Here is a 26,226-nt window from a genome sequence, read left to right on the forward strand (position 1 = left end):
GTCGCCATCAGCGCCAGGACCGCCTCCTTGCCGATCTTCGGCTCCTTGTCCTCGAGCGCCATCAGCGCCGAGCCCTTGGTGATCGGGATGTCGTCGCCCGGGAAGTCGTACTTCGACAGCAGCTCGCGCACCTCCAGCTCGACCAGCTCCAGGAGCTCCTCGTCGTCGACCATGTCGACCTTGTTGAGGAACACCACCAGCGCCGGAACGCCGACCTGGCGGGCCAGCAGGATGTGCTCGCGGGTCTGCGGCATCGGGCCGTCGGCCGCCGACACCACCAGGATCGCGCCGTCCATCTGCGCCGCGCCCGTGATCATGTTCTTCACGTAGTCGGCGTGGCCGGGGCAATCCACGTGCGCGTAGTGACGGTTCTGCGTCTCGTACTCCACGTGCGCCGTCGAGATCGTGATCCCGCGCGCCTTCTCCTCAGGCGCCTTGTCGATCTGGTCGTAGGCCGTGAACGTCGCCCCGCCCGTCTCGGCCAGGACCTTCGTGATCGCCGCCGTCAGAGACGTCTTGCCGTGATCGACGTGGCCGATCGTGCCAATGTTGCAGTGCGGCTTGGTGCGGGAGAACTTTTCCTTGCCCATCAGAGCCTCCTAGATTCGAATTCGCGTTGCGGAAGAAGAGATGCTTAGGCGTACTTGGCGATGACCTTGTCGGCCTCGCCGCGCGGCACCTCTTCGTAGTGATCGAACTGCATCGTGAAGTTGGCGCGGCCCTGCGAGAAGGAGCGCAGCTGGTTCACGTAGCCGAACATGTTGGCCAGCGGCACCATCGCGTTGATGACGTTGGCGTTGCCGCGCATGTCCTGACCCTGGATCTGGCCGCGGCGGGCGTTCAGGTCGCCGATGACCGAGCCGGTGTACTCCTCCGGCGAGACGACCTCGACCTTCATCACCGGCTCGAGCAGAACCGAGCCGCCCTTCTGCAGCGCCTCGCGGAAGGCGGCGCGGGAGGCGATCTCGAAGGCGAGCGCCGAGGAGTCGACGTCGTGGTAGGCGCCGTCGACCAGCTCGACCTTGACGTCGACCACCGGGAAGCCGGCGAGGACGCCCGCGCCGAGGACCGAGTTGAGGCCCTTCTCGACGCCCGGGATGTACTCCTTGGGCACCGCGCCGCCGACGATCTTCGACTCGAACGAGAAGCCGGCGCCCGGCTCGTTCGGCTCGACGACGAACTTCACGCGGGCGAACTGACCGGTACCGCCGGTCTGCTTCTTGTGCGTGTAGTCGATCTCCTGACGGCGCGTCAGCTTCTCGCGGTAGGCGACCTGCGGCTGGCCGATATTCGCGTCGACCTTGTAGGTGCGGCGCAGGATGTCGACCTTGATGTCCAGGTGGAGCTCGCCCATCCCCTTGAGGATGGTCTGGCCGGATTCCTGGTCGGTGGAGACGCGGAAGGACGGGTCCTCGGCGGCGAGCTTCGAGAGCGCGATGCCGAGCTTCTCCTGGTCGGCCTTCGACTTCGGCTCGACGGCGATCTCGATGACGGGCTCGGGGAACTCCATCTTCTCGAGGATCACGGCCTTCTGCGGGTCGCAGAGGGTGTCGCCCGTGCGGGTGTCCTTGAGGCCGGCCAGCGCGACGATGTCGCCCGCGAAGGCCTCCTTGATGTCCTCACGGTTGTTGGCGTGCATCAGGAGCATGCGGCCGACGCGCTCCTTCTTGTCGCGCGACGAGTTCAGCACGTTGGCGCCGGTCTCGACCTTGCCCGAATACACACGGCAGAAGGTGATCGTGCCGACATGCGGATCGTCCATGATCTTGAAGGCGAGCATGGAGAAGGGATCCGCGTCCGACGGGTGACGGACGGTCTCTTCCTCGGTCTTGAAGTCGATGCCCTTGATCTCGCCGCGATCGGCCGGGGAGGGCAGGTAATCCACGACGGCGTCGAGGAGCGGCTGCACGCCCTTGTTCTTGAACGCCGAGCCGCAGAGCACCGGGTGGAAGGCGCGCAGCTGGACGGCCTTGCGCACCAGGACGCGCATGGTGGCCTCGTCGGGCTCGTTGCCGTCGAGGTAGGCGGCCATGGCGTCGTCGTCGAGCTCGACGCAGGCCTCGACCAGCTTGGTGCGGTACTCGACGGCCTGGTCCTTGAGGTCGGCCGGGATCTCGGTCTCGTCGAAGTTGGCGCCCAGCGCCTCACCCGACCAGACGATCGCCTTCATCTTGATGAGGTCGATCACGCCCTGGAAGCTCGACTCGGCGCCGATCGGCAGCTGCAGGCAGACGGGCTTGCCGGCGACGCGGTCGATGATGTCGGCGACGCATTTGAAGAAGTCGGCGCCGATCTTGTCCATCTTGTTGACGAACACGACGCGCGGCACGTCGTACTTGTCGGCCTGACGCCACACGGTCTCGGTCTGCGGCTCGACGCCCTGGTTGCCGTCGAGCACGCACACGGCGCCGTCGAGGACGCGGAGCGAGCGCTCGACCTCGATGGTGAAGTCGACGTGGCCGGGGGTGTCGATGATGTTCAGGCGCTTGTCGCGCCAGAAGCAGGTCGTCGCAGCCGAGGTGATCGTGATGCCACGCTCCTGCTCCTGCGCCATCCAGTCCATGGTGGCGGCGCCCTCATGGACCTCGCCGATCTTGTGGGACTTTCCGGTGTAGTAGAGGATCCGCTCGGTCGTCGTGGTCTTGCCGGCATCGATGTGGGCCATGATGCCGAAGTTGCGGTAGTCCTCGATCGCGTGCGTGCGGGGCATCGAATTGCTCCTGAGAGACGGCGGAACCGCTTACCAGCGGTAGTGCGAGAAGGCGCGGTTGGCTTCCGCCATCCGGTGCGTGTCTTCGCGCTTCTTGACGGCGTTGCCGCGGTTGTTCGCGGCGTCGAGCAGCTCGGCCGAGAGGCGCTCGACCATGGTGCGGTCGTTGCGCGAACGCGCGGCCTGGATCAGCCAGCGGATCGCGAGGGCCTGGCGGCGCTCGGTGCGGACCTCGACGGGGACCTGGTAGGTCGCGCCGCCGACGCGGCGGGAGCGGACCTCGATCATCGGGGCGACGTTGTCGAGCGCGGCGCGGAACACCTCGATCGGGTTGGCCCGGGCGCGGTTCTCGACGATGTCGAAGGCACCGTAGACGATCCGCTCGGCGGTCGACTTCTTGCCCTCGTACATGATGGAGTTCATGAACTTCGTCAGCACCACGTCCCCGTACTTCGGGTCCGGGATGATCTCACGCTTCTCGGCAGAGTGACGACGGGACATCTTCTGAGACTCTCGAACGAAAAGATCTTAAGCGCCCCGCGCAGGCCGCCTTAGCCCTGAGGCCGGCGACATCCTTGCGAGGCCGTGGAAACGCGTACCGGCGCCCGGGAAATATCCGGGCGTCCGACTTACTTCGGGCGCTTGGCGCCGTACTTCGACCGGCGCTGCTTGCGGTTCTTCACGCCCTGCGTGTCGAGCACGCCGCGCAGGATGTGGTAGCGCACACCCGGAAGATCCTTCACGCGGCCGCCGCGGATCATCACCACGGAGTGCTCCTGAAGGTTGTGACCCTCGCCCGGGATGTAGCCGATCACCTCGAAACCGTTGGTGAGGCGCACCTTGGCGACCTTCCGGAGCGCCGAGTTCGGCTTCTTCGGGGTCGTCGTGTAAACGCGGGTGCAGACGCCGCGCTTCTGCGGGCAAGCGTCGAGCGCCGGAACCTTGTTGCGGCTCCGCTGGATCTTCCGCGGCTGGGCGATCAGCTGGTTGATCGTCGGCATCCTGTGCCCTCTTCCTCGGTCACCTAGTCCGAACTGCGCAGGGCAGTCCGCAAAACGAATATGCGCCGGAGGGCCTGTCACGGACCCTCGGCGCGGTGTGGGCAGAGGAGCACGCCCGAAACGAACGCGCTCGTACCTACGGATCTGACTTACAGCGTCAGGCGATTTGAACCCTCGGAGCGCTCGGGGCGATGGCGGCGGCTTCCGGGGTTGCGCCCAAGGGCCGTCGGCAGCCGATGGCCGTCCGAAGTGGCGCGCTTCTAGACGCCGTTGCGCCGCAGGTCAATGCGGTCACGGCAGAAAACTGCACCGCGGCGGAGGTTAAGGATCGGTCAAGGGCGCGCACGGCGCCCGCGATCGGCGAGCCTTCGCGACGGCGGAGCCGAGGGACCGCTATCGCGCACGGCGCCTTGTCCCGTCAACGGAAGCCGGGGCAGGCCGGCCACGTGGCGGCGGGACTTCGGCGCAGCCTCGGGCCGTGCCCGGGCGCGGCAGGAAAATCTGCCCCGCAGCCGCCAGATCTTTCGGCGAGCGGCGCCCACCCGCGAGGAAAAAATAGAATCTTTCTCCGTTGATTTTCGCGTTCTCCAAAGATGAAAATGTGGCGGCGGTCGAGATAAATCCGACTGGCATCCTCTGACTTTGCGCAAAGAGCGAAGACAAGATCGATTTATACCTCAACTCAGGAGTCCGACGCGGTTTAGACTGCAATATTCGCGATATTTGATCATCGCTCTGCCTGTACCGGCCCCGAACCATTCGACGGAGTCACCCGTGCGCCGCCTCTTCGCCCTCGTTCTCGCGACCCTCCTGTCGGTCGGCCCCGCAACGGCCGACCGTCTGGACGACATCAGAAAGGCCGGCGTTTTCCGGGTCGCCGCCTTCGACAGCAACCCGCCGTTCGGCTTCGTCGATCCCGCGAGGAAACGGATCGCCGGCCTCGACGTCGACTACGCGCAGGCCATCGCCGACGCGCTCGGCGTCAAGCTGGAGATCCGGCCCACCAACCCGGCGAATCGTATCCCGCTGCTGACCTCCGGCAAGGTCGATCTGGTTCTGGCGAACTTCACCATCACGGACGAGCGGGCTAGGCAGCTCGATTTCAGCATCCCGTACTTCGCCTCCGGCCAGCAGTTCCTGGCCAAGAAGGGCACCCTGTCGTCGCCGGAGCAGCTCAATGGGCTTCGAATCGGTGCAGACAAGGGCACCACCAACGAGATCGTCCTGCACCGCGACTTCCCGAAGGCGGTCGTGGTCGCCTTCGACGACACGCCCTTCGCATTCACGGCCCTGCGCAACGGCAATGTCCAGGCGATCACGCAGGACGGCCCGAAGCTGGTCGGGCTGCTCGCGAAGGTGCCGGACCGGCAGAACTACGAGATCCCCGCCTTCAGCATCTCCAACGACTATATCGGCGTCGGCATCCCGAAGGATGAGGCGCGGCTCCGGGACCGCGTGAACGAGACCCTGCGCGGCCTGGAGTCGAGCGGCAGGGCGGCGGCGATCTATGATCGCTGGTTCGGGCCCGCGACCGAGCAGCCGCTGCCGCGACTGTTCCGGATCGGGGACCGTCCCTGACCGGGGCGGCACGACGACGATGGCCGCGCTGTTCGGCGATCCACTCGCGCCGCGCTACCTCGTCTGGCTGCTGCAAGGCTTCGGGACGACCCTGACCTTGTCGGCAGCCACCTGCCTTGCCGGCACGGTGCTGGGCCTCGCGGCGTGCGGGCTGCGCGAGGCGGGCGGGCGCGCCGGGCGCGGCGCCGTGGCCGTCTCCGTCGGCATCGTCCGCAACACGCCGCTGCTGGTGCAACTCTTCGTCTGGTACTTCGCGGTGGCCGCCGCCCTGCCGCAGGGCGTGACGGCCTGGCTCAACGCGCCGCACGTCCTGGACCTGGGATTCGGGATCCTGCGCTGGCCCGCTTACGAGAGCCTCGCCGGGTTCTGCGGGCTCACGCTCTACGCGGGCGCCTACATCGCCGAGGAACTCCGCGCCGGCATCAGGGCCGTCCGGCCCGCTCAGCGGGCGGCGGCCCTGGCCCTCGGCCTCACGCCCGTCCAGGCGTTCCGCCACATCGCTCTGCCCCAGGCCCTGCGCGTCGCCTGGCTGCCGATCGTCGGCCAGTACCTCAACACGCTCAAGAACACGTCACTGACCATGACGATCGGCCTCGCGGAGCTGTCCTACGCGTCGCGGCAGGTGGAGACCGAGACCTTCCAGACCTTCCAGGCCTTCCAGGCCTTCGGCATCGCGACGCTGCTCTACGTCGGCGCGGCCGCCGCGGCAGAGACGACCGGGCAGATGCTCGACCGCCGCGCCCGTCGACCGGGCCGGCACCGATGAATCCGTCGGTCATCATCGACAATCTCGGCTACCTAATGGTCGGGGCCTGGCCCGACGGGCCGGTCGGCGGGCTGGCCCTGACGCTGATCCTCTCCGGCCTGTCCGGTCTGGCCTCGGCCGCGCTCGGGCTCGTCCTCGGCATCGCCCTGGCCGTGAGCGCGGGCGCGGCCCGGGCAGCGCTCACAGCCGGGCTCGGCTTCCTCCGCGCCGTGCCGGTCGTGATGCTGATCTTCTGGACCTACTTCCTGCTGCCGATCCTGTTCGGCGTGTCGATCCCCGAGATCGGCACGGTCGCGGTGGCGCTGTCGCTCGTCGGAGGCGCCTACCTGTCCTACGGGGTGGCGGCGGGCATCGCGAGCGTCGGCCGTGGTCAGTGGGAGGCCGGCCTCGCGCTCGGCCTCGACCCCTGGCGCACCCTGCGCTTCGTCGTCCTCCCGCAGGCGCTGCGGGCCATGGCACCGTCCTTCGTCAACCAATGGACCACGCTCATCAAGGACACGTCGCTCGCCTACGTGATCGGCGTGCCCGAACTCGCCTTCGTGGCGGCGCAGGTGAACAACCGCGCGATGGTCTACCCGGCCGAGATCTTCCTCTTCGTCGGTGCCGTGTACGGCATCCTCTGCGCCGGTCTCGACGGGCTGGCCGCCCGGCTGACGAATACCGGCAAGGTCGCGGCACATCGCACCCCGTGACGGAGCGGCCGGCCGACGCGCCCGAGCCGGCTCGCGGGACACGACCGATTTACCGGGGCACACGTGCAAGGCGTACCGGATCGGGGCAGGTGCGCGCCGGCACGGTCTACGGAGAATTAAAGCGATCCATCGAATTGTCGCGCACATCGGGCGGCCAAGTCGCCGCCGCAGGTTCGCGTCGAGGGTGTTGCGTATGGGTTGCGTCGCGGTCAGCAACGTCGTTCCGTTCCGGCGGCCGATTCCCGCCCAGGCCCCCGGCGAGCGGGAGGCGCGCAACCGTCGCCGCAGCGAGCAGCGCTCCCTCCTGGACGCTGTCTACGCGACTGGCAGCATGGTCGTCGCCGCGGAGGATCGCGGCCTCAAGCTCACCGCCTCGCGGCTGCAGGTCTACGGCTTCCTGGCGATCGAGGAGGTCGGCGAGGACGGCCTAATGCGGCGGCTTCGCCCGTCCGAGGCGATTCGCGCCCGGTCGGAGCGGCCCTGGCGCCTGTCGAGGCCCGCGAGCGAAGCCTCGGTCACCATCCCGAGCCTCGACGGATTCCTGTTCGAGACGGCCGGCCAGCCGATCTGATCGACCCCGAACGCTGCACGTCAACCGACCGGCGCGCCGAAAGGCGCGCCGGTCGTCGCACGTTCAGGGCTCGCGTTCCGCGGCCGGACGGGCGGGCACCGCAGCGATCGAGCCGCGCGGCGCCGCGGACCAGCCCCGAAGCCGGATCAGCCCCCCTATGCGGCAGCGACGATTTCCCGCCGCTCCGCTTGCCATCACCCGCGGCCCGTAGTATGCGCCCGGCCTTCGCGACATTTCCGATGGGTGCTCGCACCCCGTGAACGCGGTGACCGCGCCGGTGTCTGACGACACCGCCAGCGCGGTCGAACACATGAGCCGGGGGCGTCAGGTCCCCATCAGGCGTCGTCCGCCGGGCAATACCGTCCGTGTGCGGAAACCCGCCTGAAACAAGGAGTCACGCACGTGATCCAGATGCAGACGAATCTGGACGTCGCCGACAACTCGGGTGCACGCCGTGTGATGTGCATCAAGGTTCTCGGCGGGTCGAAGCGCAAGTATGCCGGCGTCGGCGACGTGATCGTCGTCTCCGTCAAGGAGGCGATCCCGCGCGGTCGCGTCAAGAAGGGCGACGTCATGAAGGCGGTCGTCGTCCGCACGGCGAAGGACGTGAAGCGCGCCGACGGTTCGGTGATCCGCTTCGACAAGAACGCCGCGGTCCTGATCAACAATCAGAAGGAGCCGATCGGCACCCGTATCTTCGGACCGGTGCCGCGCGAGCTCCGCGCCCGCAACCACATGAAGATCATCTCCCTGGCTCCGGAGGTGCTGTAATGGCCGCCAAGATCAAGAAGGGCGACAAGGTCGTCGTGCTCACCGGCCGTGATTCGGGCCGGTCGGGCGAGGTGATCCAGGTTCTGCCGAAGGAAGGCCGGGCCTTCGTGCGCGGCATCAACCTGGTGAAGAAGCACCAGAAGCAGACCCAGAACCAGGAAGGCGGCATCATCTCCAAGGAGGCCGCCATCCAGCTCTCGAACATCGCGGTCGCGGATGCCAACGGCAAGCCGACCCGCGTGGGTTTCCGCATCCTCGAAGACGGGCGCAAGGTCCGGTTCGCCAAGACCACGGGGGATCAGATCGATGGCTGAGGCCGACAAGAACGCCTACACCCCGCGCCTGCGCAAGCACTACGACGAGGTGGTTCGCCAGAAGCTGATCGAAGAGTTCGGCTACAAGAACCCCATGGAAGTGCCGCAGATCACGAAGATCGTGATCAACATGGGCGTCGGCGAGTCCACCGCGGACTCGAAGAAGGCCTCGGTGGCGGCGGGCGACCTCGCCCTGATCGCCGGCCAGAAGCCGGTCATAACCAAGGCCCGCAAGGCCATCGCGACTTTCAAGGTCCGCGAGGGCATGCCGATCGGCTGCAAGGTGACCCTGCGCAAGCAGCGCATGTACGAGTTCATGGACCGGCTGATCACCATCGCGCTGCCGCGCGTGCGTGACTTCCGCGGCCTGAACCCGCGCTCGTTCGACGGCCGCGGCAACTACGCCCTGGGTCTCAAGGAGCACCTCGTGTTCCCGGAGATCTCCTACGACAAGGCCGAGCAGATGTGGGGCATGGACATCGTCGTGGCGACCACCGCCAAGACCGATGCCGAGGCCAAGGCGCTGCTCGCCGCCTTCAAGTTCCCGTTCCGGCAGTGAGGCCCTCGGGTCTCAGACGCGGACACCGGAGATAGACGACATGTCGAAGAAAAGCTCAGTCGAGAAGAATGAGGCCCGCAAGGCGCTGGTGAAGCGCTTCGCGGCCAAGCGGAAGGCGCTCCTCGAGATCGCCAACAACGACGCCCTCGAGATGGAGGAGCGCTTCGAGGCGCGCCTCAAGCTCGCGGAGCTGCCGCGCAACTCGTCGGCCACGCGCATCCGCAACCGTTGCGGCATGACCGGCCGTCCGCGCGCCTACTACCGCAAGATGGGCATCTCGCGCGTGGCGCTGCGCGAGCTTGGCAACCGGGGCCTGATCCCCGGTCTGGTCAAGTCGAGCTGGTAAGGAGGTCCCCATGGTCAACGATCCCGTGGGCGACATGCTCACCCGCATCCGCAACGGCCAGCTGCGCCGTCGCAACGTCGTCCAGACGCCCGGCTCGCGCCTGCGCGCCAGCGTCCTCGACGTCCTGAAGTCCGAGGGCTACATCCGCGACTACGCGGCGACCGACCTCGGCAACGGCCGCACCGAGTTCGCCATCGAGCTCAAGTACTACGACGGGCGCCCCGTGATCCGCGAGATCAAGCGCGTCTCGAAGCCGGGCCGCCGGGTCTACTCGTCGGTCGGCGAGCTGCCGCACGTGGCCGACGGCCTCGGCGTCACCATCGTCTCCACCCCGCAGGGCGTCATGGCCGACCACGAGGCGCGTGAGCGCAACGTCGGCGGTGAAGTGCTCTGCACCGTGTTCTGATCGGGACGGAGGAGGTTATCCCATGTCTCGCGTAGGCAAGAAGCCGGTCCCCGTACCGGCCGGCGTTACCGCCACGGTCACCGGTCAGACGGTGAAGATGAAGGGTTCGAAGGGCGAGCTGTCGTTCGTCGTTCCGTCGCTCGTCAACGTGGCGATGAAGGACGGCGCCATCGAGGTGCAGCCCGTCAACCAGTCCAAGCCGGCGCGCTCCCTGTGGGGCACGTCGCGGGCGCAGATCGCCAACATCGCCGAGGGTGTTTCGAAGGGCTTCGAGAAGAAGCTCGAGATCACCGGCGTCGGCTATCGCGCCGCGATGGCCGGCAAGGCGCTGAAGCTGTCGCTCGGCTACAGCCACGACATTGAGTACGCGATCCCGGCCGGGATCACGATCGTTACCCCGAAGCCCACCGAGATCACGATCTCCGGGATCAACCGCCAGCAGGTCGGTCAGGTCGCCGCCGAGATCCGCGACTACCGCGGACCCGAGCCCTACAAGGGCAAGGGCGTGAAGTACGCGGGCGAGTTCATCTTCCGCAAGGAAGGCAAGAAGAAGTAAGGAGGGCATCATGTCTCGCAAGCTCGAAGCCCTCGATCGCCGCAAGGCGCGCGTCCGCCGCGCGCTGCGAGCGGCCGCCAACGGCCGTCCGCGGCTCTCGGTGTTCCGCTCGTCGAAGCAGATCTACGTGCAGGTCATCGACGACGTCGCCGGCAAGACGCTGGCCTCGGCCTCGTCGATCGACAAGGCGCTCAAGGGCGAACTGAAGACCGGCGCCGATGTCGCCGCCGCCAAGGCGGTGGGCAAGCTCGTCGCCGAGCGCGCCAAGGCGGCGGGCGTCACGAAGGTGATCTTCGACCGCTCCGGCTACATCTACCACGGCCGCGTCGCCGCCGTGGCCGAAGCCGCCCGCGAGGGTGGCCTGGAGTTCTAAGTCACGACGGCGGGCCGGGCGGATCCTCTTCGCCCGGCATATCCGAAACCCGATCGAGCGAGCGGCCCCGCCGGCCGCGTCAGTGAGATGGACAGGTAGACAACATGGCACGTGAACGTGAAGGCGGGGGCCGCGGCCGCCGCGAGGATCGCGAGGAGCGCGACAGCGAGTTCGTGGACAAGCTCGTCCACATCAACCGCGTCGCCAAGGTGGTCAAGGGCGGCCGTCGCTTCGGCTTCGCCGCCCTCGTCGTCGTCGGCGACCAGAAGGGCCGCGTCGGCTTCGGCCACGGCAAGGCCCGCGAGGTGCCGGAGGCCATCCGCAAGGCGACCGAGGCCGCCAAGCGCGGTCTGATCCGCGTTTCCCTCCGCGAGGGCCGGACCCTGCACCACGACGTCAACGGCCGCCACGGGGCAGGCAAGGTGATCCTCCGCGCGGCCCCGCAGGGCACCGGCATCATCGCCGGCGGCCCGATGCGCGCCGTGTTTGAGACGCTCGGCATGCAGGACGTCGTCGCCAAGTCGCTGGGTTCGTCGAACCCCTACAACCTCGTGCGCGCCACCTTCGAGGCGCTCAAGAACGAGGACAGCCCGCGCTCCGTGGCGGCCCGCCGCGGCATCAAGGTGTCGACGCTGCAGTCGCGTCGCCGCGATGCCGATCCGGCCGACCAGTCCGAAGCCGCGGTCGCGTAAGGGAGGGTCCGATGGCACAGAAGACCGTCCGCATCGAGCAGATCGGCTCGCCGATCCGCCGCGAGGCCAGCCAGCGCCAGACGCTGATCGGCCTCAAGCTCAACAAGCTCCACCGCGTGTCCGAGCTGGAGGATACTCCCTCCGTTCGCGGCATGATCCGCAAGGTTGCGCACCTCGTGCGCGTCCACGGCGACGTGGCGTGAGGAGGTCCCGATGAAGCTCAACGAGATCAGCGACAACCCCGGCGCAACCAAGAACCGGATGCGCGTGGGTCGGGGCATCGGCTCCGGCAAGGGCAAGACCGCGGGTCGCGGCGTGAAGGGTCAGAAGGCCCGGACCGGCGTGTCCATCAAGGGCTTCGAGGGCGGTCAGATGCCGCTGCATCGTCGCCTGCCGAAGCGCGGCTTCAACAACCTCTACGCCCAGGACTTGAACGAGGTGAACCTCGGCCGGATCCAGGAGGCCGTCGACGCGGGCAAGCTCGACAAGGCCGCCACCGTGACGGTGGAGAGCCTGGTCGCCGCCGGCATCATCGCCCGTCCCCGTGACGGCGTGAAGCTGCTCGGCGTCGGCGAGCTGACCGCGAAGCTCAGCTTCGAGGTGACCCGCGCCTCCAAGTCCGCCGTCGAGGCGGTCGAGAAGGCCGGTGGCTCGGTCAGCACCGTCTACGCCCAGGGTGCCTCCACCCGCGGCGGCAGCGAGGCGGCCACGGCCTGACGGGAGCGACTCCGGAACCCGTTGCACGGGCTCCGCGCACCCTTTAAGCCGATCCTTCGAGCGGCGGCCCTGCGACCACGCGGGCCGCCGTTTTCATTTCATCCGGGCGCCGGTCGCCCGGCGACACTTCCAGGACGCGACGCTTATGGCCTCAGCCGCCGAGCAGCTTGCCGCCAATCTCAATTTCGGTGCGATCGCGAAGGCCGATGAGCTGAAGAAGCGCATCTGGTTCACGCTCGGCGCCCTCGTGGTGTTCCGGCTGGGCACGTACATCCCGATCCCCGGCATCGATCCGGAGCAGTTCGCCCGGAACTTCCAGCAGCAGGCGGGCGGCGTGCTGGGCCTGTTCAACATGTTCTCGGGCGGCGCCGTGGAGCGCATGGCGATCTTCGCCCTGAACATCATGCCCTACATCTCGGCCTCGATCATCGTGCAGCTCCTGACCTCGGTGATCCCGAGCCTGGAAGCGCTCAAGAAGGAGGGCGAGTCGGGCCGCAAGGTCATCAACCAGTACACCCGCTACCTGACGGTGGTGCTGGCGCTGGTTCAGTCCTGGGGCATCGCCATCGGCCTCCAGGGCTCCTCGGCCGCCATCGATCCGGGGCCGTTCTTCCTGGCCTCGACGGTGATCACCCTGACGGGCGGAACCCTGTTCCTGATGTGGCTCGGCGAGCAGATCACCTCGCGCGGCATCGGCAACGGCTCGTCGCTGATCATCTTCGCCGGCATCGTGGCCCACCTGCCGGTGGCGATCGCGGGCGCGCTCGAGCTCGGCCGCACCGGCGCCCTGTCCCCGGCGATCATCCTGGGCGTCGGCGTCGCCGCCGTCGCGCTCGTCTACTTCATCGTGTTCATGGAGCGCGCCCAGCGCCGGCTCCTGATCAACTACCCGAAGCGCCAGGTCGGCAACCGCATGTACGAGGGTCAGACCTCGTTCCTGCCGCTCAAGCTCAACACCTCGGGCGTGATCCCGCCGATCTTCGCCTCGTCGCTACTGCTGCTGCCGGCGACCGCCGCGAGCTTCTCGGCCAACGGGGGCGCCACGGGCTGGCTCGGCACGGTCACGGCCTATCTCGGCCACGGCACCCCGCTGTTCATGGTGCTCTACGCGGCGCTGATCATCTTCTTCACGTTCTTCTACACCGCAGTCGTCTTCAATCCGCAGGAGACGGCCGACAATCTGAAGAAGCATGGCGGCTTCATCCCGGGCATCCGGCCGGGCGAGCGCACCGCGGCCTTCATCGACAAGGTGCTGACTCGCATCACGGTGATCGGCGCCCTGTACCTGACCCTCGTGTGCCTCTGCCCGGAGATCCTGTCGTCCTACGCCGCGGCCAGCCTCGGCTTCGGCGGCACGTCCCTGCTCATCGTGGTCTCGGTCACGATGGACACGGTGGCGCAGGTCCACGGGCACCTGATGGCCCATCAGTACGAGGGCCTCGTGAAGAAGGCCAAGCTGCGTGGCGCGTCGACCACGCAACGGCGGCGCTGAGCCTGCTACAGAGGCGGCCGGACTCCGAGGACGCTCCCGCCTCTGGCCCAAAGGTCTGGATGCCTCACCGGCCCGGACCGGCTAGAAAACCCCGAACCCGGCGATGCCAGGGAGGCTTCGCCACCACGGCTTGTGCCCACTGAGAGAGTGGGCCGAACGAGGACAACGCCATGCGCATCATTCTGCTCGGGCCGCCCGGTGCGGGGAAGGGGACGCAATCCGAGCGGATCGTACAGCGCTTCGGCATCCCGCAGCTGTCGACGGGGGACATGCTGCGCGCCGCAGTGGCCGCCGGCACGCCGGTCGGCCTCGAGGCCAAGGCGGTGATGGAATCCGGCGGTCTCGTCTCAGACCGGATCGTGGTCGGCATCGTCGCCGACCGGATCGAGGAGCCGGATGCCCGCCGCGGCTTCATCCTCGACGGCTTCCCGCGCACGGTCGCACAGGCGGAAGCGCTCAGCGAGATGCTGGCGAGCAAGGGCTTGAGCCTCTCCGCCGTCATCGAGCTGAAGGTCGACGAGAACGCCCTAGTCGGCCGCATCGAGAAGCGCGCCGCCGAGACCCTGGCCCGCGGCCAGGCCGTGCGGAAGGACGACACCCCCGAGGTGTTCAAGCAGCGGCTTGAGGCATACCGCGCCCAGACGGCGCCCCTCTCCGCCTATTACGCGCAGAAGGGCATGCTGGAGACCATCGACGGCATGCAGCCGATCGACAAGGTCACGGCCGACCTGATGGCGACACTGGAGCCGCACGAGGAGCGCGTCGCCTCCTGAGGGCGATCGCGGCGCGCTGACCGGCCGTTTCAGCGCGCCCGTGAACCCGGCGGTGTCCCTGGGGGTTATGGGGCGGGTCCACGATCGGAAACGCCATGACCGTCCGCCTCCTCGCCACCGCCTCCCTCCTGCTCGCGGTGGCCCTCCCGCCGCTGCCGGCCTTCGCGCAGAGTCCGGCCCAGTCCTTCGTGTACGGCCAGAAGCGGTTCCGCAACGCCTGCCGGCCGCCGCTGAAGTATCTGGCGGGGACTTGCGCCCGCCGCTGCCCGGCGGGCTACCAGGACATGGGCCGCACTTGCCGGCTGCGGAATCAGGGCTTTCGCTGAGGCGCGGGCGGGCCGCCCGTCGGGGGCGTTGCTCAGATCCGGCCCTCCCTGCGGAGGCTGCCGAAGAAATTGACGACGTCCATCTGGAGCGACCGGTGGCCGAACAGCCGGAGCGGGTAGCCCTCCGCGGTGCCGTCGCGCAGCTCGATCATCGCCGTCATCGTGTTGTAGCGGAACACCATGCGGCGACCGGCGAAGGTCGCCCAGAGCAGGGGCGGACCGCCATCCGCGTCCTGCAGCGCGACCGAGCCAGGCTCCGCCTCGGCGAGAACGCCGCCGATCACCGCCAGCGTCACCGGCATGACCTCCTCCAGGGTCTCCTCGGCGGCGCGCAGCACCGAATCGGCGAAGGCCCGCAGGGTCGCGCCGTCGCTCGTCAGAACCGCCATCTCCGCTCCTCGATCAGATCCCAGGGCGCCCCGACGCGCGCGTGACGGGGCGAGGCCGTGCCGACCCGTCGTTGACAACGGGCCGCCCGCGCGCTAGCAGGCCCTCCTTCGTCCAACCGAACGATGGTCCGAGGTGCCCTGTCCAGGGCCGCCCGCGGGCCGCGTCGTCGTTTCACGTGCGCAGGGGCCGGCCTCCACCGGACGCGCGCGACAGCGGCCCGGATCCCCGGGTCCCATATGGAGAGTGATCGTGGCCCGTATCGCAGGCGTCAACATCCCGACCAACAAGCGCGTCGTCATCGCGCTCCAGTACATCCACGGCATCGGCGCCAAGAAGGCCGAGGAAATCACCCAGAAGGTGAACATCCCTGCCGAGCGTCGCGTCAACCAGCTGACCGACGCCGAGGTTCTGTCGATCCGCGAGACGATCGATCGCGACTATCTCGTCGAGGGCGACCTGCGCCGCGAAGTCTCGATGAACATCAAGCGCCTGATGGATCTCGGCGCCTATCGCGGTCTGCGTCACCGCAAGCAGCTGCCGGTCCGCGGCCAGCGCACCCACACCAACGCCCGCACCCGCAAGGGCAAGGCGAAGCCGATCGCCGGCAAGAAGAAGTAAGTTTTGGAACTGGGAGGCCGTGCTCCGCTCGGCCTCCTTCCCGTCGCGCCAGGTATCCCGCAACGGGTCCGGCGCCGGCTCGACCGCCCTGCACGGGTGCTCCGGCCAAGTCCCAAAAAGAATCCCGAGCGCCTGGTGTTACGGGCGTGCCTGAAGGAAGAGTGAGACCAGAATGGCTAAGGAACCGCAACGCGTCCGCCGCCGCGAGCGCAAGAACATCGTGTCGGGCGTCGCCCACGTGAACGCCTCGTTCAACAACACGATGATCACCATCACGGACGCGCAGGGCAACACGATCTCGTGGTCGTCCGCCGGTGCGATGGGCTTCAAGGGTTCGCGCAAGTCGACCCCGTACGCCGCCCAGGTCGCCGCAGAGGATGCTGGCCGCAAGGCCGCCGAGCACGGCATGCGCACCCTCGAGGTCGAGGTGTCGGGTCCGGGTTCGGGCCGCGAGTCGGCGCTCCGCGCCCTGCAGGCCGCGGGCTTCACGGTGACCTCGATCCGCGACGTCACCTCGATCCCGCACAACGGCTGCCGGCCGCGCAAGCGCCGCCGCGTCTGATCGAAGCCTCTTGACGGAGAAGTTCATGACGGGATCGAAGCCGCTTCCGGGCGTGCTGCGTTGGAACCTCGGGGACCTCACGGTCACCGCGCTCAATGACGGCTGGTTTCAGGCCAGCCTCGATCTCGTCACGGGCATCTCCAAGGAGGAGGCCGGGCGGCTCCAAGTGGCGGGTTTCCGCACGGAGCAGCCCAAGATCACGCTGAACGCCTTCCTGATCACGGGTCCGGGCCTCAAGCCGACCCTGATCGACACGGGCTACGGCGACCTCGCCCCGGCACCGACCCTGGGTCGCGCCGGTGCAGCGCTCGCGCTGACCGGCGTCGCGCCGGAGGAGATCGGCACGGTGCTGGTCAGTCACCTGCACCCCGACCATGTCGGCGGTCTCGTGAAGGACGGCGCGGCGCGCTACCCGAACGCCGAGATCGTGCTGCACGCCGACGAGGCGGCGCACTGGCTTCCGGACGAGGCCCTGGCCAAGGCGCCGGAGGCCGCGAAGCCCTACTTCGAGGGCGCCCGCAAGTCCCTGGCTCCCTACGCCGGCAAGGTGCGCGAGCACCGCGGCGGCGAGGTCCTTCCGGGGATCACGGCGGTCCCTCTTCCCGGCCACACGCCGGGCCATTGCGGTTTCCGCATCGTCTCCGGTGGACAGGCGCTGATGATGTGGACCGACGTGGTGCACCTGCCGGCGATCCAGTTCAAGAACCCGGAGGCCGGCGTCGGCTTCGACGTCGACGGCGACCAAGCGCGGGAGACGCGCAAGCGGATCCTGGACGAGGTGGCCCGCGAGCGCACGCTCATCGCCGGCGGCCATCTCGAGTTCCCGGCGCTCGGCTACGTGGATCGGGATGGGGCTGGCTACAGCTTCGTGCCGGTGCTGTGGGTCGGCGGCGAGTAACGGCGGATACGGATTTCAGGGACCGTTCGGGGCGCCAGGGGGCGGCACCGAGTGGCCGAAGCGCGGGGACGGGCGTCGCGGATCCCGGGCAAGGACGAGAGGTAGGATCGTGGTCATTCAGAAGAATTGGCAGGAACTGATCAAGCCGAACAAGCTGCAGGTCACGACCGGCGACGACCCGAAGCGGGTCGCCACGGTCGTCGCCGAGCCGCTCGAGCGCGGCTTCGGCACGACGCTGGGCAACGCCCTGCGCCGCGTGCTCCTGTCGTCGCTCCAGGGCGCGGCCGTGACCTCGGTGCAGATCGACGGCGTGCTGCACGAGTTCTCGTCGATCCCGGGCGTGCGCGAGGACGTCACCGACATCGTCCTCAACATCAAGACCATCGCGATCCGCTCGCAGACCGACGCGCCCAAGCGCATGACCCTGCGCAAGACCGGCCCGGGCCTCGTCACCGCCGGTGACATCGGCACGGTCGGCGACATCCAGATCCTGAACCCCGACCTCGTGATCTGCACCCTCGACGACGGCGCCGAGATCCGCATGGAGTTCACGGTCGCAACCGGCAAGGGCTACGTCCCGGCCGAGCGCAACCGTCCCGAGGACGCGCCGATCGGCCTGATCCCGGTCGACTCGCTGTTCTCGCCGGTCACCAAGGTCAGCTACCGCGTCGAGACGACCCGCGAGGGCCAGGATCTCGACAAGGACAAGCTGACCATGACGGTCGAGACCAACGGCGCGGTCTCTCCGGAGGACGCGCTCGCCTACGCGGCGCGCATCATCCAGGACCAGCTGCAGGTCTTCGTGAACTTCGAGGATCCGCGCAAGGAAGAGGCCGCGCCGCTCGCGCCGCAGCTTCCTTTCAACCCGGCGCTGCTCAAGAAGGTCGACGAGCTGGAGCTGTCGGTCCGCTCGGCGAACTGCCTGAAGAACGACAACATTGTCTACATCGGCGACCTCATCCAGAAGTCCGAGGGCGAAATGCTGCGGACCCCGAACTTCGGCCGCAAGTCGCTCAACGAGATCAAGGAAGTGCTCGCCGGCATGGGCCTGCATCTCGGCATGGACATCCCCGGCTGGCCGCCGGAGAACATCGAGGATCTCGCCAAGCGCTTCGAGGAACACTACTGAGAGGCGAAGCCGCCTCGAGCTGAACCGGGCGGCGCCGCACCGCGCCGCCGGTTCGGCCCATCCAGGCCCGGGACCCGCGGCGACGACGCCAAGTCCCGAACGAATCCCGCCGCGGGGTTACGCGGACATCAACCGCCCCGTTCCCGGGGCACCCGGCCGTACCGTGGCACGGCGGCCGAGACGAGAAGGAAGCCAGCACCATGCGTCACGCCTACCGCGGCCGCCGTTTCAACCGCACCGCCGAGCATCGCAAGGCGATGTTCGCCAATATGTCCGCCGCGCTGATCAAGCACGAGCAGATCATCACCACCCTGCCGAAGGCGAAGGACCTGCGTCCGGTCGTCGAGAAGCTGATCACGCTGGGCCGCATCGACAGCGTCCACACCCGCCGCCTCGCCATGGCGCAGCTCCGCGACGCCGACATGGTCAAGAAGCTCTTCACCGTCCTCGGCCCGCGCTACAAGGGCCGTCCGGGCGGCTACTGCCGGATCATGAAGGCGGGCTTCCGCCAGGGCGACAACGCCCCGCTCGCGGTGATCGAGTTCGTCGACCGCGACGTCGAGGCTCGCGGAAAGGATTCCGGTCCGAGCCAGGTCTCCGAAGCCGCCTGATCGGCACGGAGCGCCCCGTCGCTCCTAGTCTTTGAGAAGCCGTCCCGGACCCTCCGGGGCGGCTTCTCGCGTTTCGGCTCCTCGCCGCGATCGCCATGACGACGCGCGAACAACAAAAAAACCCGCCGGCTCGCGCCGACGGGTCTGAAGCAGGGTCCACGTCTCGGATGGTCGCGGGAGCTCGCCCTGGCGGCCCGTCTCAGACAGGCCGGGAACTCGACCGCGCCGCGCTCCGAAAACCCCTATCCCTGCCGGGACTCGTCCGGTGGACCGTCCTGGTCGAGATCGTTGTCACGCCTGCGGCGCGGGAAGATGCCGTGATTGCTCATGGTCCACCTCCTCTTCGTAACCCGGGGCCTGCGGGCCCCACGAGGAGAGAATGAGCCGGCAACCGATTGGTTGCAAGCCCCCGTCAGCCGACGGGTCCGGCTCCGCCGTCAAGCAGCGTGGCGACGCGGGCCGCGAGGTCCGCGGAGCGGAACGGCTTCGTGAGCACCGGCAGGTCGTCGGGGATCTGCATCGCCTCGGCATGTCCGGTAAGGATCAGGACCGGCAGGCGCGGATCGCGCTCGCGGATCTCGGCGGCCAGCTCGATGCCGCTCATGCCGGGCATGGCGAGGTCGGCGACGACGATGTCGTAGAGGTCCGCCTCGAGGAGCCGGAGCGCGGCCTCGCCGTCGCCGGCTTCCGTGGTGCTGTGGCCGAAGCCGGTGAGGAACGAGGCCGTCACGTGGCGCACCTGCGAATCGTCGTCGACGATCAGGACGCGGGCCCGCCGGCCGGCGACCGGGACGGTGCCGGCGGCCTCGGGCGCCTGCTCGGGCGCCTGATCGGCGAAGGGGAGGGCGAGCTCCACGCGGGTGCCCCGACCGACCACGCTGTCGATCGCCAGCCGGCCCTTGGATTGCTGCGCGAGGCCGAACACCATGGCGAGGCCGAGCCCGGTGCCCTGGCCGACGGCCTTGGTGGTGAAGAACGGCTCGCAGACCCGGCGCAGGATCTCCTCCGGGATGCCGGTGCCCTCGTCGGTGACGCTGATGCCGAGATAGGTGCCGTCGGCGATCTCGGGATCGCCGCTGATGGCGAGCCGGCGCGTCGCGACCGTGATCGCCCCCCCGTCCGGCATGGCGTCGCGGGCGTTGATGCAGAGGTTGAGCACGGCGAGTTCGAGCTGGTCCGGATCGACCTGAACCGCCGGCAGTCCGTCCGCGAGGTCGGTCCGGACCGTCACGAGGCCGCCGAGGCTGCGTCCGAACAGGTCGCTCATCCCGGAGATCAGGGTGTTCACGTCGACGGCGCGCGCCTGGAGGTCGTGGGCGCGGCTGAAGCTCAGGAGGCGCTTGGTCAGGGACGCCCCGCGCTCGGCGGCGCCGCGGGCGTTCTCGATCAGGCGCTGGACCCGCGGCTGGTCGGCGACCTTCGGGCCGGCGAGCTCGAGGCTGCCGAGGATCGCGGTCAGCAGGTTGTTGAAATCGTGCGCGATGCCGCCCGCGAGGGTGCCCAGCGCCTGCATCTTGTCGGACTGGCGCAGGCGCGCCTCCAGGGTCCGCTGCTCGGTCACGTCGCGCTCGATCGTCGCGAGGTGGCTGATCGCCCCGCCCGCGTCGCGGATCGGCACCCGCGTCACGTGGCTCCACTGCTCGGCGCCGGTCGGGCCGTCGCTGATCAGGCTCTCGACCACCGCCCCGGACCGGATCGCGGCCGCGTCCGCCGCCGTCACGGGCTCGGCCTTCGGGCCGAGAAGTTCGTCCTCACGCCGCCCGAGGCTGGCGGCGACGTCGTGGCCGAGCAGGGCGGCCTTGCGGCCGTTCAGCCGGACGAAGCGGCCCTCCGCGTCCTTGAAGCTGATCGCGTCCTGGGCGTGGTCGAGGAGGCCGCGCAGGAGAGCCCGCTCGGTGGCGAGGTCTCGGCCGAGGCGGTGGCGCTCGAAGGCCTGCCGGACGGTGGAACGGAGCAGGCCCGCGTCCCAGGGCTTGGTGACGTAGCCGACGATGCCGCCGCGGTTGAGGGCGGCGATCACCGCGGTGATGTCGGCGTAGCCGGTCAGCAGGATCGCCTGCGCGTCGTGGAAGCTGCGGGCCTCGGCGAGGAGCGCGTCGCCGGTGAGGCCCGGCATCCGCTGGTCCGAGAGCACGACGGCGATGTCGGGTTCGGCGCGCAGGATCTCCAGCGCCTCGGCCGGGCGCGAGGTCGTCAGAACCCGGTAGGAATCCTCGAACAGGTCCTCCAGGGCGATCAGGATGTCCGGCTCGTCGTCGACGGCCAGGATCGTTCCTACACCTGCCGTACCGTCACTCATGCACTGGCCGCCTGCCGCGGAATCCCGATCACGAAGCAGGCTCCCCCACCCGGGGCCGTCTCCACGGTGAGCGAGCCGCTATGCGCTTGAACGACGCTGTAGGCAATCGCAAGACCCAGGCCCGTGCCGGATCCGACCGGTTTCGTCGTGAAGAACGGCTCGAAGATCTTCTCACGCAGCGTATCCGGGATGCCGGGCCCGGTATCGCTGATGCGAATCTCGTCGAGTTCGGGGTTCGACTGGGTCGTGATCCGGATCGTGCCGCCCTCCGGCATGGCGTCGGCGGCGTTGCCCAGGATGTTCATCACCACCTGATTGAGCAGCGCCGGGGTGCAGTGGATCTCGGCGCGGCCCGTGAAGCTGCGCTCCACGGCGATGCGCTCGCCGAGCTTGTGCTGGATCAGCGCGAGCACCGTCTCGATCGCCTCCGGCACGTTGACCAGGGCGCGCTCGCCCTCGTCGAGGCGCGAGAACTTCCGGAGGTTCAGCACCAGATCCTGGATGCGGGTCAGCCCCATCCGCATCGAGCCGACCCGCTGCCGGGCCTTGTCGATGGCGCGGGTGGCGGCCTCCGGAGCGGCGCCCGGCAACTCGCCGAGCAGGCGCTCGACGGTGCCCTGGTGGGCCAGGATGAAGGCCAGGGGATTGTTGATCTCGTGGGCGATCCCCGCCACCAGCTCGCCGAGCGAGGCCATCTTGGCGGCCTGGACGAGCTTGGACTGCGCCTCGGTGAGCTGGCGGTTGGCGTCGGCGAGGTCGCGGTTGGCCCGCTCCAGGGCGTCGGCGAGGCCCGCTCGGGCCTCGGCCGCGTCGGCCTCCGCGCGGGCGCGCTCCACCGCCCGCTCGCGCTCGCCGAACTGGCCGGCGATGCGCCGGTCGTCCTCCTCCAGGAGCCGCCGCCGCACGAAGCCGCGGACCCGCAGGGCCAGGACCTCGGCGTCGGTCTTCGAGACCACGTCGTCGGCGCCGGCCGCGTAGGCTTCGACGAGGAAGTCCTTGGCGGGATCGCTGCCGGCGATGCCGACGAGGTGGAAGCCCGCGCCGGCCGCCTGTCCCGAGCGCCGCTGGCTGATCGCCCGGCACAGGGCGAGGCCGTCATAGGCGTGCCCCAGGAGATCGACCGTCACGCAGTCGAAGGCCTCGTCGCCGGCGGCCGCGTCCAGGGCGGCCAGGGCCGCCTCCGGCCCGTCGACGCTCGCCACGTGGTGGCCGTCCTGGCCCATCACGCCGGCCAGGAACGTCCGGTAGGTGGCGCTGCCGTCGATCACCAGGACCCGCCCGCGCCGGAACGCGGCGGCGCCCGGTCCCTCGCCGTCGGTCGTCGGCCGGCGCTCGCGCAGCAGGGCGCGGATGCGCAGGATCATCAGGTCGCGGTCGGCGGATTTCGGCAGGTAGGCGTCGGCGCCGCTCTCCAGACCCTGGCGCTCGCCGCCGCTGCCGCCGGTCAGCATCAGGACCGGCAGGGCCCGGGTGCGCAGCGACAGGCGCATCTGCCGGATCAGCTCGTCGCCGTTCATGCCCGGCAGGTGGTAATCGGCCACCACGAGGTCGGGCTGGCTGCGGTTGAGGTGATCGAGGGCGGTCTCGGCGGAGGCGCAGCGCTCCACCGCGAAGCCGTGCGCCTCCAGCAGCAGGCGCAGTTCCAGGGCCTGCGTCTCCGAATCCTCGACCAGCAGGATCCGGGCCGGCACCTCCGCCGGGCCGGCCTCGCTCACGGCCGCGCCCCCGCATCCACGAGGCGCAGGACGTGGTCGGCGACGCGGTCGAGGGGCAGGACGGCGCGGGCGGCCCCGAGACGCACGGCCGCCGCCGGCATGCCGTAGACGACGGCGGTGCTCTCGTGCTCGGCCACGGTCTGGGCGCCGGCCCGGTGCATGTCGGCGAGGCCCAGGGCCCCGTCCTCGCCCATGCCGGTCAGCAGCACGCCGATGCCGGAGGGTCCGGATTGCCGGGCCATGGACCGGAACAGCACGGTGGCGGCCGGGCGCTGGCCGGAGACCGGCGCGGAATCGATCACCCGCAGGATCCGGCCGGAGCCGATCTCCAGGTGGCGGTCGCCCGGGGCCACGTAGACCCGGCCGGGTTCGGCGCGCTCGCCGTCCTGGGCGAGGGAGACCGGGAGGGCGACGACGCTGTCGAGCCAGCTGGCGAACCCGTCCATGAAGGCCGCGCCCATGTGCTGGACGACCAGGACCGGCAGCGGGAAGTCCTTGGGCAGGGCGCCGATCACCCGCGCCAGCGCCGGGGGACCGCCCGTCGAGGCGGCGATGCCCAGGAGGCTCGGGGCCTGCCCGGACAGGTCGGCCGGCGGCGCCTGGGGCGCGACGGCGGAGCGGCCGGCCCACTCGGTGCCGATCGGCCGGCGGCGGATGACCGGAACCTGGGCCATGATCCGCAGCTGCGTGCAGATCTCGCCGGCCACGCCCTCGTAGCCGGCATGGGTCGTGGCCACGGGCTTCTCGACGACCGACAGGGCCCCGGCCCGGAGCGCGTTCATCGAGATGCGCAGCGAGTTATCCTCGACCGAATCCGCCACCACGACGATCGGCGTCGGGTGCTCGGCCATGATCCGGCGGGTCGTCTCCAGCCCGTCGATCCCCGGCAGGCGGATGTCCATCGAGATCACGTCCGGCCGCACGGTCCGGAGCTTGTCGAGGGCCTCCTCGCCGGAGGCGACCGCGGCCACGAGCTCGAGGCGGGGATCGCGGGAGACGATGTGGCGCAGCAGCTCGCGCACCACGAGGCTGTCCTCCACGAGCATCACACGGACGGGGGTCATAGGAGCTGCCCGATCGTATCCAGCAGCTGGCGCTGGTCGAACTTCTGCTTGGTCAGGTAGGCGTCGGCGCCGAGATCCAGGCCCCGGGCGACGTCGGCGGCATCCCCGCGGGAGGTCATCAGGATCGCCGGGAGCCGGGCGAAGCGCTCGTCGGCCCGCAGGGCCTTCAGGAGGCCGAACCCGTCGAGGCGCGGCATCTCCACGTCGGCGAGCACCAGGTTCACGGGCTCGATCTCGGCGCGCAGCCGGTCGAGGGCGTCCTGCCCGTCGACGCAGACGACCACGCGGTAGCCGGCGGCTTCCAAGATTCCCTTCTCCAGAGTCCGGGTGGTGATCGAATCGTCGACGACCAGGATGGTCGCGCGCGCGGACGCGGCCGCCGCGGCGTGAGTCGTCGAACGTGGAGCCGGCGCCATCGTTCCGAGCGCGCCGCCCGATGTCCCGGCCTGGGCGCGCGAAGCGAGCCCCTCGGGGTCGAGGACCAGCACCGGCACGTCCCCGTGCAGCACCGCCGTGCCGGCGATCAGACCCGGATCGGCGCCGAAATCCGGCGCGGGCAGGACCAGGAACGGGCGGACGTCGTGCAGGCGGTCGACCGCCAGGGCGAGACGGCCGCCGCCGGTCCGCAGGACGACGGCGGTCAGCGTGCCGGGATCGGCCGGGTCGGCGACCTGTCCGAGGATCGCGGCGAGGTCCGTCACCGGGTGGCTCGTCGCGGCGTCCCCGTCACCGAGGCGCACGATCGTCCGGCCCATGGCGACCGGCAGGTCGTCGCGCCGCAGGCGCAGGAGGCGCTCCACGGCGCCCCCGGGGAGGGCGTAGCTGCGCCCGGCCGCCTCGACCAGCAGCAGACTGCGCCGGGCCGCCGAGAGCGGCAGGCTGAAGATCAGGGCGGTGCCGGCCGGGTCGCGCGGCTCCAGGCGGACGCTGCCCATGAGCTGGCGGGCGGCGTCCGCGGCCACCGAGAGGCCGTAGCCGCGCCCCGACAGGGTGTCGACCGCCTCGGCGGTGGAGAAGCCGGGCTCGAACACGAGGCGCAGCAGGGTGTCGGGTTCGGCCGCGGAAGCGGGGCCGAGGAGGCCGCGCTCGCGGGCCGCCGCCTCGATCCGGGCGAGGTCGGGGCCGGGCCCGTCGTCGAACACGGTGACCTGCAGGCGGGCGCCGCGCACCGCGACCTCCAGCCCGAGGCCCAGGGCCTCCGGCTTGCCGGCCGCGCGCCGCACCTCCGGCGCCTGCCAGCCGTGGCTGAGGGCGTTGCGCAGGGCGTGGAGCAGCGGATCCTTCAGCGCCTGCAGCGTGCCGCGCTCCACCGGCAGGTCGAGGCCCCGCAGGTCGAGATCGACCTCGCGGCCCTGCTCCCGGGCGGTCTCGCGCAGCGACCTCGCGAGGGGGGCCAGGACACTCTCGGCCGGGACCAGGGCGAGGCGCTCGGCGGCGGCGCGGACGCGGGTCGCGGCGCCCTCGACCGCGCTGGTCGCGGAGGCCTGGCGCCGCGACAGGTCCGCGGCCTCCCGGGCGAAGGCGCCGGCGCGCGCCGCGAGGGCGCGCCATTCGGGTCGCTCCGCGCCGGCCCCGGCCGCGAGGGCCTCGGCGCCGACGCGCAGGTCGCGGGCCAGGCGGGCGAGCCGGGCGAGGCCGTCGGCCGCGGGCGCCTGGCCGGCCAGGGTGCTGGCGAGATCGTGGCTCGCCCGGGCCAGCGCCTCGACGGCCTCCGCCGGCACCCGCAGGATCGCCGCGGAGGCCTCCGGCGGCTCGGAGCCGGGTTTCGGCGCGGGGTCGGCCTGTGTCGGCGCGGCGGTCGCGGCCGGCGGGGATGCCGGCGCGGCGGGGGGCCCCGGTGGCGGGCTCGGACTCGGATCCGGCAGCGGTGCGGGTGGTGCGGGTGGTGCGGGTTGTGCCGGCGGCGGCGTCTCGCCCGGGAGCCGGAGGACGTGGCCGAGGGCCGCCAGGGCATCGGCCGGCATGTCCGGACCGGACCCGTCGGTGAGGCCGGCGACGTAGGACTCGATCCGGTCGAGGGCGAGGTGGACGGCGTTGGCCGCCTCGCGGTCGAGGGCGGTGGCGCCGGTGCGCACGCCCTCGAACAGCGTCTCGAGACGGTGGGCCACCGCCTCGACCGCCGGGAGATCGACGGCGCGGGAGGCGCCCTTCAGGCTGTGGGCGCGGCGGAAGACGTCGTTCCAGTCCGGCGTGGCGCTGCCGAGCGCCCCGCGGATCGCCGCGACGTGCTCCCGGTGCTCGACGTCGAAGGCGGCGAGCAGGAGCTTGCGGATATCCTCGGCCAACGGGGCGCCCGC

Annotated in this window: 31 protein-coding genes; 22 read left to right on the top strand and 9 right to left on the bottom strand. The window is 69.8% G+C overall.

Annotation, left to right across the window (positions count from 1 at the left end; translation table 11 throughout):
* The 4 genes from ABIC30_RS20280 to rpsL form a co-directional block, all read right to left on the bottom strand.
* Positions 1-590 (bottom strand): GTP-binding protein (locus ABIC30_RS20280; RefSeq protein ID WP_354456027.1); only part of this gene is annotated, 590 nt, incomplete at its 3' end.
* A gap of 44 nt (positions 591-634) precedes the next feature.
* A complete protein-coding gene (fusA, locus tag ABIC30_RS20285) occupies positions 635-2,710 on the bottom strand; it encodes an elongation factor G (RefSeq protein WP_020096272.1) in 2,076 nt (691 codons plus the stop codon).
* 30 nt (positions 2,711-2,740) lie between these two features.
* Positions 2,741-3,211, bottom strand: coding sequence for a 30S ribosomal protein S7 (gene rpsG, locus ABIC30_RS20290; RefSeq protein WP_012319183.1), 471 nt, complete (start codon positions 3,209-3,211; stop codon positions 2,741-2,743).
* Between the two features lie 128 nt (positions 3,212-3,339).
* Positions 3,340-3,711: a 30S ribosomal protein S12 gene (gene rpsL, locus ABIC30_RS20295; protein WP_007557568.1), complete on the bottom strand. Its 372-nt coding sequence runs from the start codon at positions 3,709-3,711 to the stop codon at positions 3,340-3,342.
* 774 nt (positions 3,712-4,485) lie between these two features.
* Here rpsL and ABIC30_RS20300 point away from each other — a divergent pair.
* The 17 genes from ABIC30_RS20300 (at position 4,486) to ABIC30_RS20380 (ending at position 14,643) form a co-directional block, all read left to right on the top strand.
* Entirely contained in the window at positions 4,486-5,289 is an 804-nt protein-coding gene (locus tag ABIC30_RS20300) for an ABC transporter substrate-binding protein (RefSeq protein WP_354456028.1), read from the top strand.
* A 19-nt stretch (positions 5,290-5,308) separates the two neighbouring features.
* Positions 5,309-6,055, top strand: coding sequence for an amino acid ABC transporter permease (locus tag ABIC30_RS20305; protein WP_354456029.1), 747 nt, complete (start codon positions 5,309-5,311; stop codon positions 6,053-6,055).
* Positions 6,052-6,747 (top strand): amino acid ABC transporter permease, encoded by a 696-nt coding sequence (locus tag ABIC30_RS20310; RefSeq protein ID WP_020096275.1) that lies wholly within the window; start codon positions 6,052-6,054, stop codon positions 6,745-6,747. The genes ABIC30_RS20305 and ABIC30_RS20310 overlap by 4 nt, the downstream gene beginning before the upstream one ends.
* A 193-nt stretch (positions 6,748-6,940) precedes the next feature.
* Positions 6,941-7,318: a hypothetical protein gene (locus ABIC30_RS20315; RefSeq protein ID WP_020096276.1), complete on the top strand. Its 378-nt coding sequence runs from the start codon at positions 6,941-6,943 to the stop codon at positions 7,316-7,318.
* A 402-nt stretch (positions 7,319-7,720) separates the two neighbouring features.
* On the top strand, positions 7,721-8,089 hold the full coding sequence (gene rplN / locus ABIC30_RS20320) for a 50S ribosomal protein L14 (RefSeq protein ID WP_010686182.1): 369 nt from the start codon (positions 7,721-7,723) through the stop codon (positions 8,087-8,089).
* A complete protein-coding gene (gene rplX, locus ABIC30_RS20325; protein ID WP_012319178.1) occupies positions 8,089-8,403 on the top strand; it encodes a 50S ribosomal protein L24 in 315 nt (104 codons plus the stop codon). The genes rplN and rplX overlap by 1 nt, the downstream gene beginning before the upstream one ends.
* A complete protein-coding gene (gene rplE / locus ABIC30_RS20330) occupies positions 8,396-8,962 on the top strand; it encodes a 50S ribosomal protein L5 (RefSeq protein ID WP_020096277.1) in 567 nt (188 codons plus the stop codon). The genes rplX and rplE overlap by 8 nt, the downstream gene beginning before the upstream one ends.
* A 40-nt stretch (positions 8,963-9,002) precedes the next feature.
* Positions 9,003-9,308, top strand: coding sequence for a 30S ribosomal protein S14 (gene rpsN / locus ABIC30_RS20335; RefSeq protein ID WP_010686179.1), 306 nt, complete (start codon positions 9,003-9,005; stop codon positions 9,306-9,308).
* Between the two features lie 10 nt (positions 9,309-9,318).
* Positions 9,319-9,714 (top strand): 30S ribosomal protein S8, encoded by a 396-nt coding sequence (gene rpsH / locus ABIC30_RS20340; RefSeq protein WP_010686178.1) that lies wholly within the window; start codon positions 9,319-9,321, stop codon positions 9,712-9,714.
* Positions 9,715-9,736: 22 nt separating this feature from the next.
* Positions 9,737-10,270 (top strand): 50S ribosomal protein L6, encoded by a 534-nt coding sequence (gene rplF / locus ABIC30_RS20345; protein ID WP_020096278.1) that lies wholly within the window; start codon positions 9,737-9,739, stop codon positions 10,268-10,270.
* Between the two features lie 10 nt (positions 10,271-10,280).
* The gene (gene rplR, locus ABIC30_RS20350) at positions 10,281-10,643 is read left to right on the top strand and encodes a 50S ribosomal protein L18 (protein ID WP_020096279.1); all 363 of its coding nucleotides are present in this window, start codon (positions 10,281-10,283) and stop codon (positions 10,641-10,643) included.
* 104 nt (positions 10,644-10,747) lie between these two features.
* Entirely contained in the window at positions 10,748-11,335 is a 588-nt protein-coding gene (gene rpsE / locus ABIC30_RS20355; RefSeq protein WP_012319173.1) for a 30S ribosomal protein S5, read from the top strand.
* Between the two features lie 11 nt (positions 11,336-11,346).
* Positions 11,347-11,538 carry a 50S ribosomal protein L30 gene (gene rpmD, locus ABIC30_RS20360; protein ID WP_020096280.1) on the top strand — a complete coding sequence of 64 codons (192 nt, stop codon included), beginning with the start codon at positions 11,347-11,349 and terminating at the stop codon, positions 11,536-11,538.
* A gap of 10 nt (positions 11,539-11,548) precedes the next feature.
* Positions 11,549-12,052, top strand: coding sequence for a 50S ribosomal protein L15 (rplO, locus tag ABIC30_RS20365; protein ID WP_020096281.1), 504 nt, complete (start codon positions 11,549-11,551; stop codon positions 12,050-12,052).
* A gap of 145 nt (positions 12,053-12,197) precedes the next feature.
* On the top strand, positions 12,198-13,544 hold the full coding sequence (gene secY, locus ABIC30_RS20370; RefSeq protein ID WP_020096282.1) for a preprotein translocase subunit SecY: 1,347 nt from the start codon (positions 12,198-12,200) through the stop codon (positions 13,542-13,544).
* Positions 13,545-13,714: 170 nt separating this feature from the next.
* A complete protein-coding gene (locus ABIC30_RS20375; RefSeq protein WP_020096283.1) occupies positions 13,715-14,317 on the top strand; it encodes an adenylate kinase in 603 nt (200 codons plus the stop codon).
* 95 nt (positions 14,318-14,412) lie between these two features.
* Complete coding sequence (locus tag ABIC30_RS20380) at positions 14,413-14,643, top strand: hypothetical protein (RefSeq protein WP_020096284.1); 231 nt, start codon at positions 14,413-14,415, stop codon at positions 14,641-14,643.
* Between the two features lie 32 nt (positions 14,644-14,675).
* Here ABIC30_RS20380 and ABIC30_RS20385 read toward each other — a convergent pair whose 3' ends face one another.
* Positions 14,676-15,032, bottom strand: a complete 357-nt coding sequence (locus ABIC30_RS20385) for a Vch_cass14 family protein (RefSeq protein WP_020096285.1) — start codon at positions 15,030-15,032, stop codon at positions 14,676-14,678.
* A gap of 250 nt (positions 15,033-15,282) precedes the next feature.
* On the opposite strand from ABIC30_RS20385, the gene rpsM reads away from it, so the two are divergent.
* The 5 genes from rpsM to rplQ all read left to right on the top strand — a co-directional run bounded on the left by rpsM (position 15,283) and on the right by rplQ (position 18,851).
* Complete coding sequence (rpsM, locus tag ABIC30_RS20390) at positions 15,283-15,651, top strand: 30S ribosomal protein S13 (RefSeq protein ID WP_010686168.1); 369 nt, start codon at positions 15,283-15,285, stop codon at positions 15,649-15,651.
* A 172-nt stretch (positions 15,652-15,823) separates the two neighbouring features.
* On the top strand, positions 15,824-16,213 hold the full coding sequence (gene rpsK / locus ABIC30_RS20395) for a 30S ribosomal protein S11 (RefSeq protein ID WP_010686167.1): 390 nt from the start codon (positions 15,824-15,826) through the stop codon (positions 16,211-16,213).
* A 25-nt stretch (positions 16,214-16,238) separates the two neighbouring features.
* Entirely contained in the window at positions 16,239-17,111 is an 873-nt protein-coding gene (locus ABIC30_RS20400) for an MBL fold metallo-hydrolase (protein WP_026605429.1), read from the top strand.
* Positions 17,112-17,220: 109 nt separating this feature from the next.
* The gene (locus tag ABIC30_RS20405) at positions 17,221-18,240 is read left to right on the top strand and encodes a DNA-directed RNA polymerase subunit alpha (RefSeq protein WP_010686165.1); all 1,020 of its coding nucleotides are present in this window, start codon (positions 17,221-17,223) and stop codon (positions 18,238-18,240) included.
* A gap of 200 nt (positions 18,241-18,440) precedes the next feature.
* Complete coding sequence (rplQ, locus tag ABIC30_RS20410) at positions 18,441-18,851, top strand: 50S ribosomal protein L17 (RefSeq protein WP_020096288.1); 411 nt, start codon at positions 18,441-18,443, stop codon at positions 18,849-18,851.
* A 412-nt stretch (positions 18,852-19,263) separates the two neighbouring features.
* On the opposite strand, the gene ABIC30_RS20415 is transcribed toward rplQ, so the two are convergent.
* The 4 genes from ABIC30_RS20415 to ABIC30_RS20430 are packed head-to-tail and all read right to left on the bottom strand — an operon-like array spanning position 19,264 to position 26,214.
* Entirely contained in the window at positions 19,264-21,150 is a 1,887-nt protein-coding gene (locus tag ABIC30_RS20415) for a response regulator (RefSeq protein WP_331327305.1), read from the bottom strand.
* A complete protein-coding gene (locus tag ABIC30_RS20420; protein WP_056531218.1) occupies positions 21,147-22,865 on the bottom strand; it encodes a response regulator in 1,719 nt (572 codons plus the stop codon). Before ABIC30_RS20420 ends, ABIC30_RS20415 begins: the two co-directional genes overlap by 4 nt.
* Positions 22,862-23,929, bottom strand: a complete 1,068-nt coding sequence (cheB, locus tag ABIC30_RS20425) for a chemotaxis-specific protein-glutamate methyltransferase CheB (RefSeq protein ID WP_354456030.1) — start codon at positions 23,927-23,929, stop codon at positions 22,862-22,864. Before cheB ends, ABIC30_RS20420 begins: the two co-directional genes overlap by 4 nt.
* Positions 23,926-26,214, bottom strand: a complete 2,289-nt coding sequence (locus ABIC30_RS20430; RefSeq protein WP_354456031.1) for a hybrid sensor histidine kinase/response regulator — start codon at positions 26,212-26,214, stop codon at positions 23,926-23,928. The genes cheB and ABIC30_RS20430 overlap by 4 nt, the downstream gene beginning before the upstream one ends.
* Between the last annotated feature and the right edge of the window lie 12 nt (positions 26,215-26,226).

Source organism: Methylobacterium sp. 1030 (assembly GCF_040544715.1).
Classification (GTDB): domain Bacteria; phylum Pseudomonadota; class Alphaproteobacteria; order Rhizobiales; family Beijerinckiaceae; genus Methylobacterium.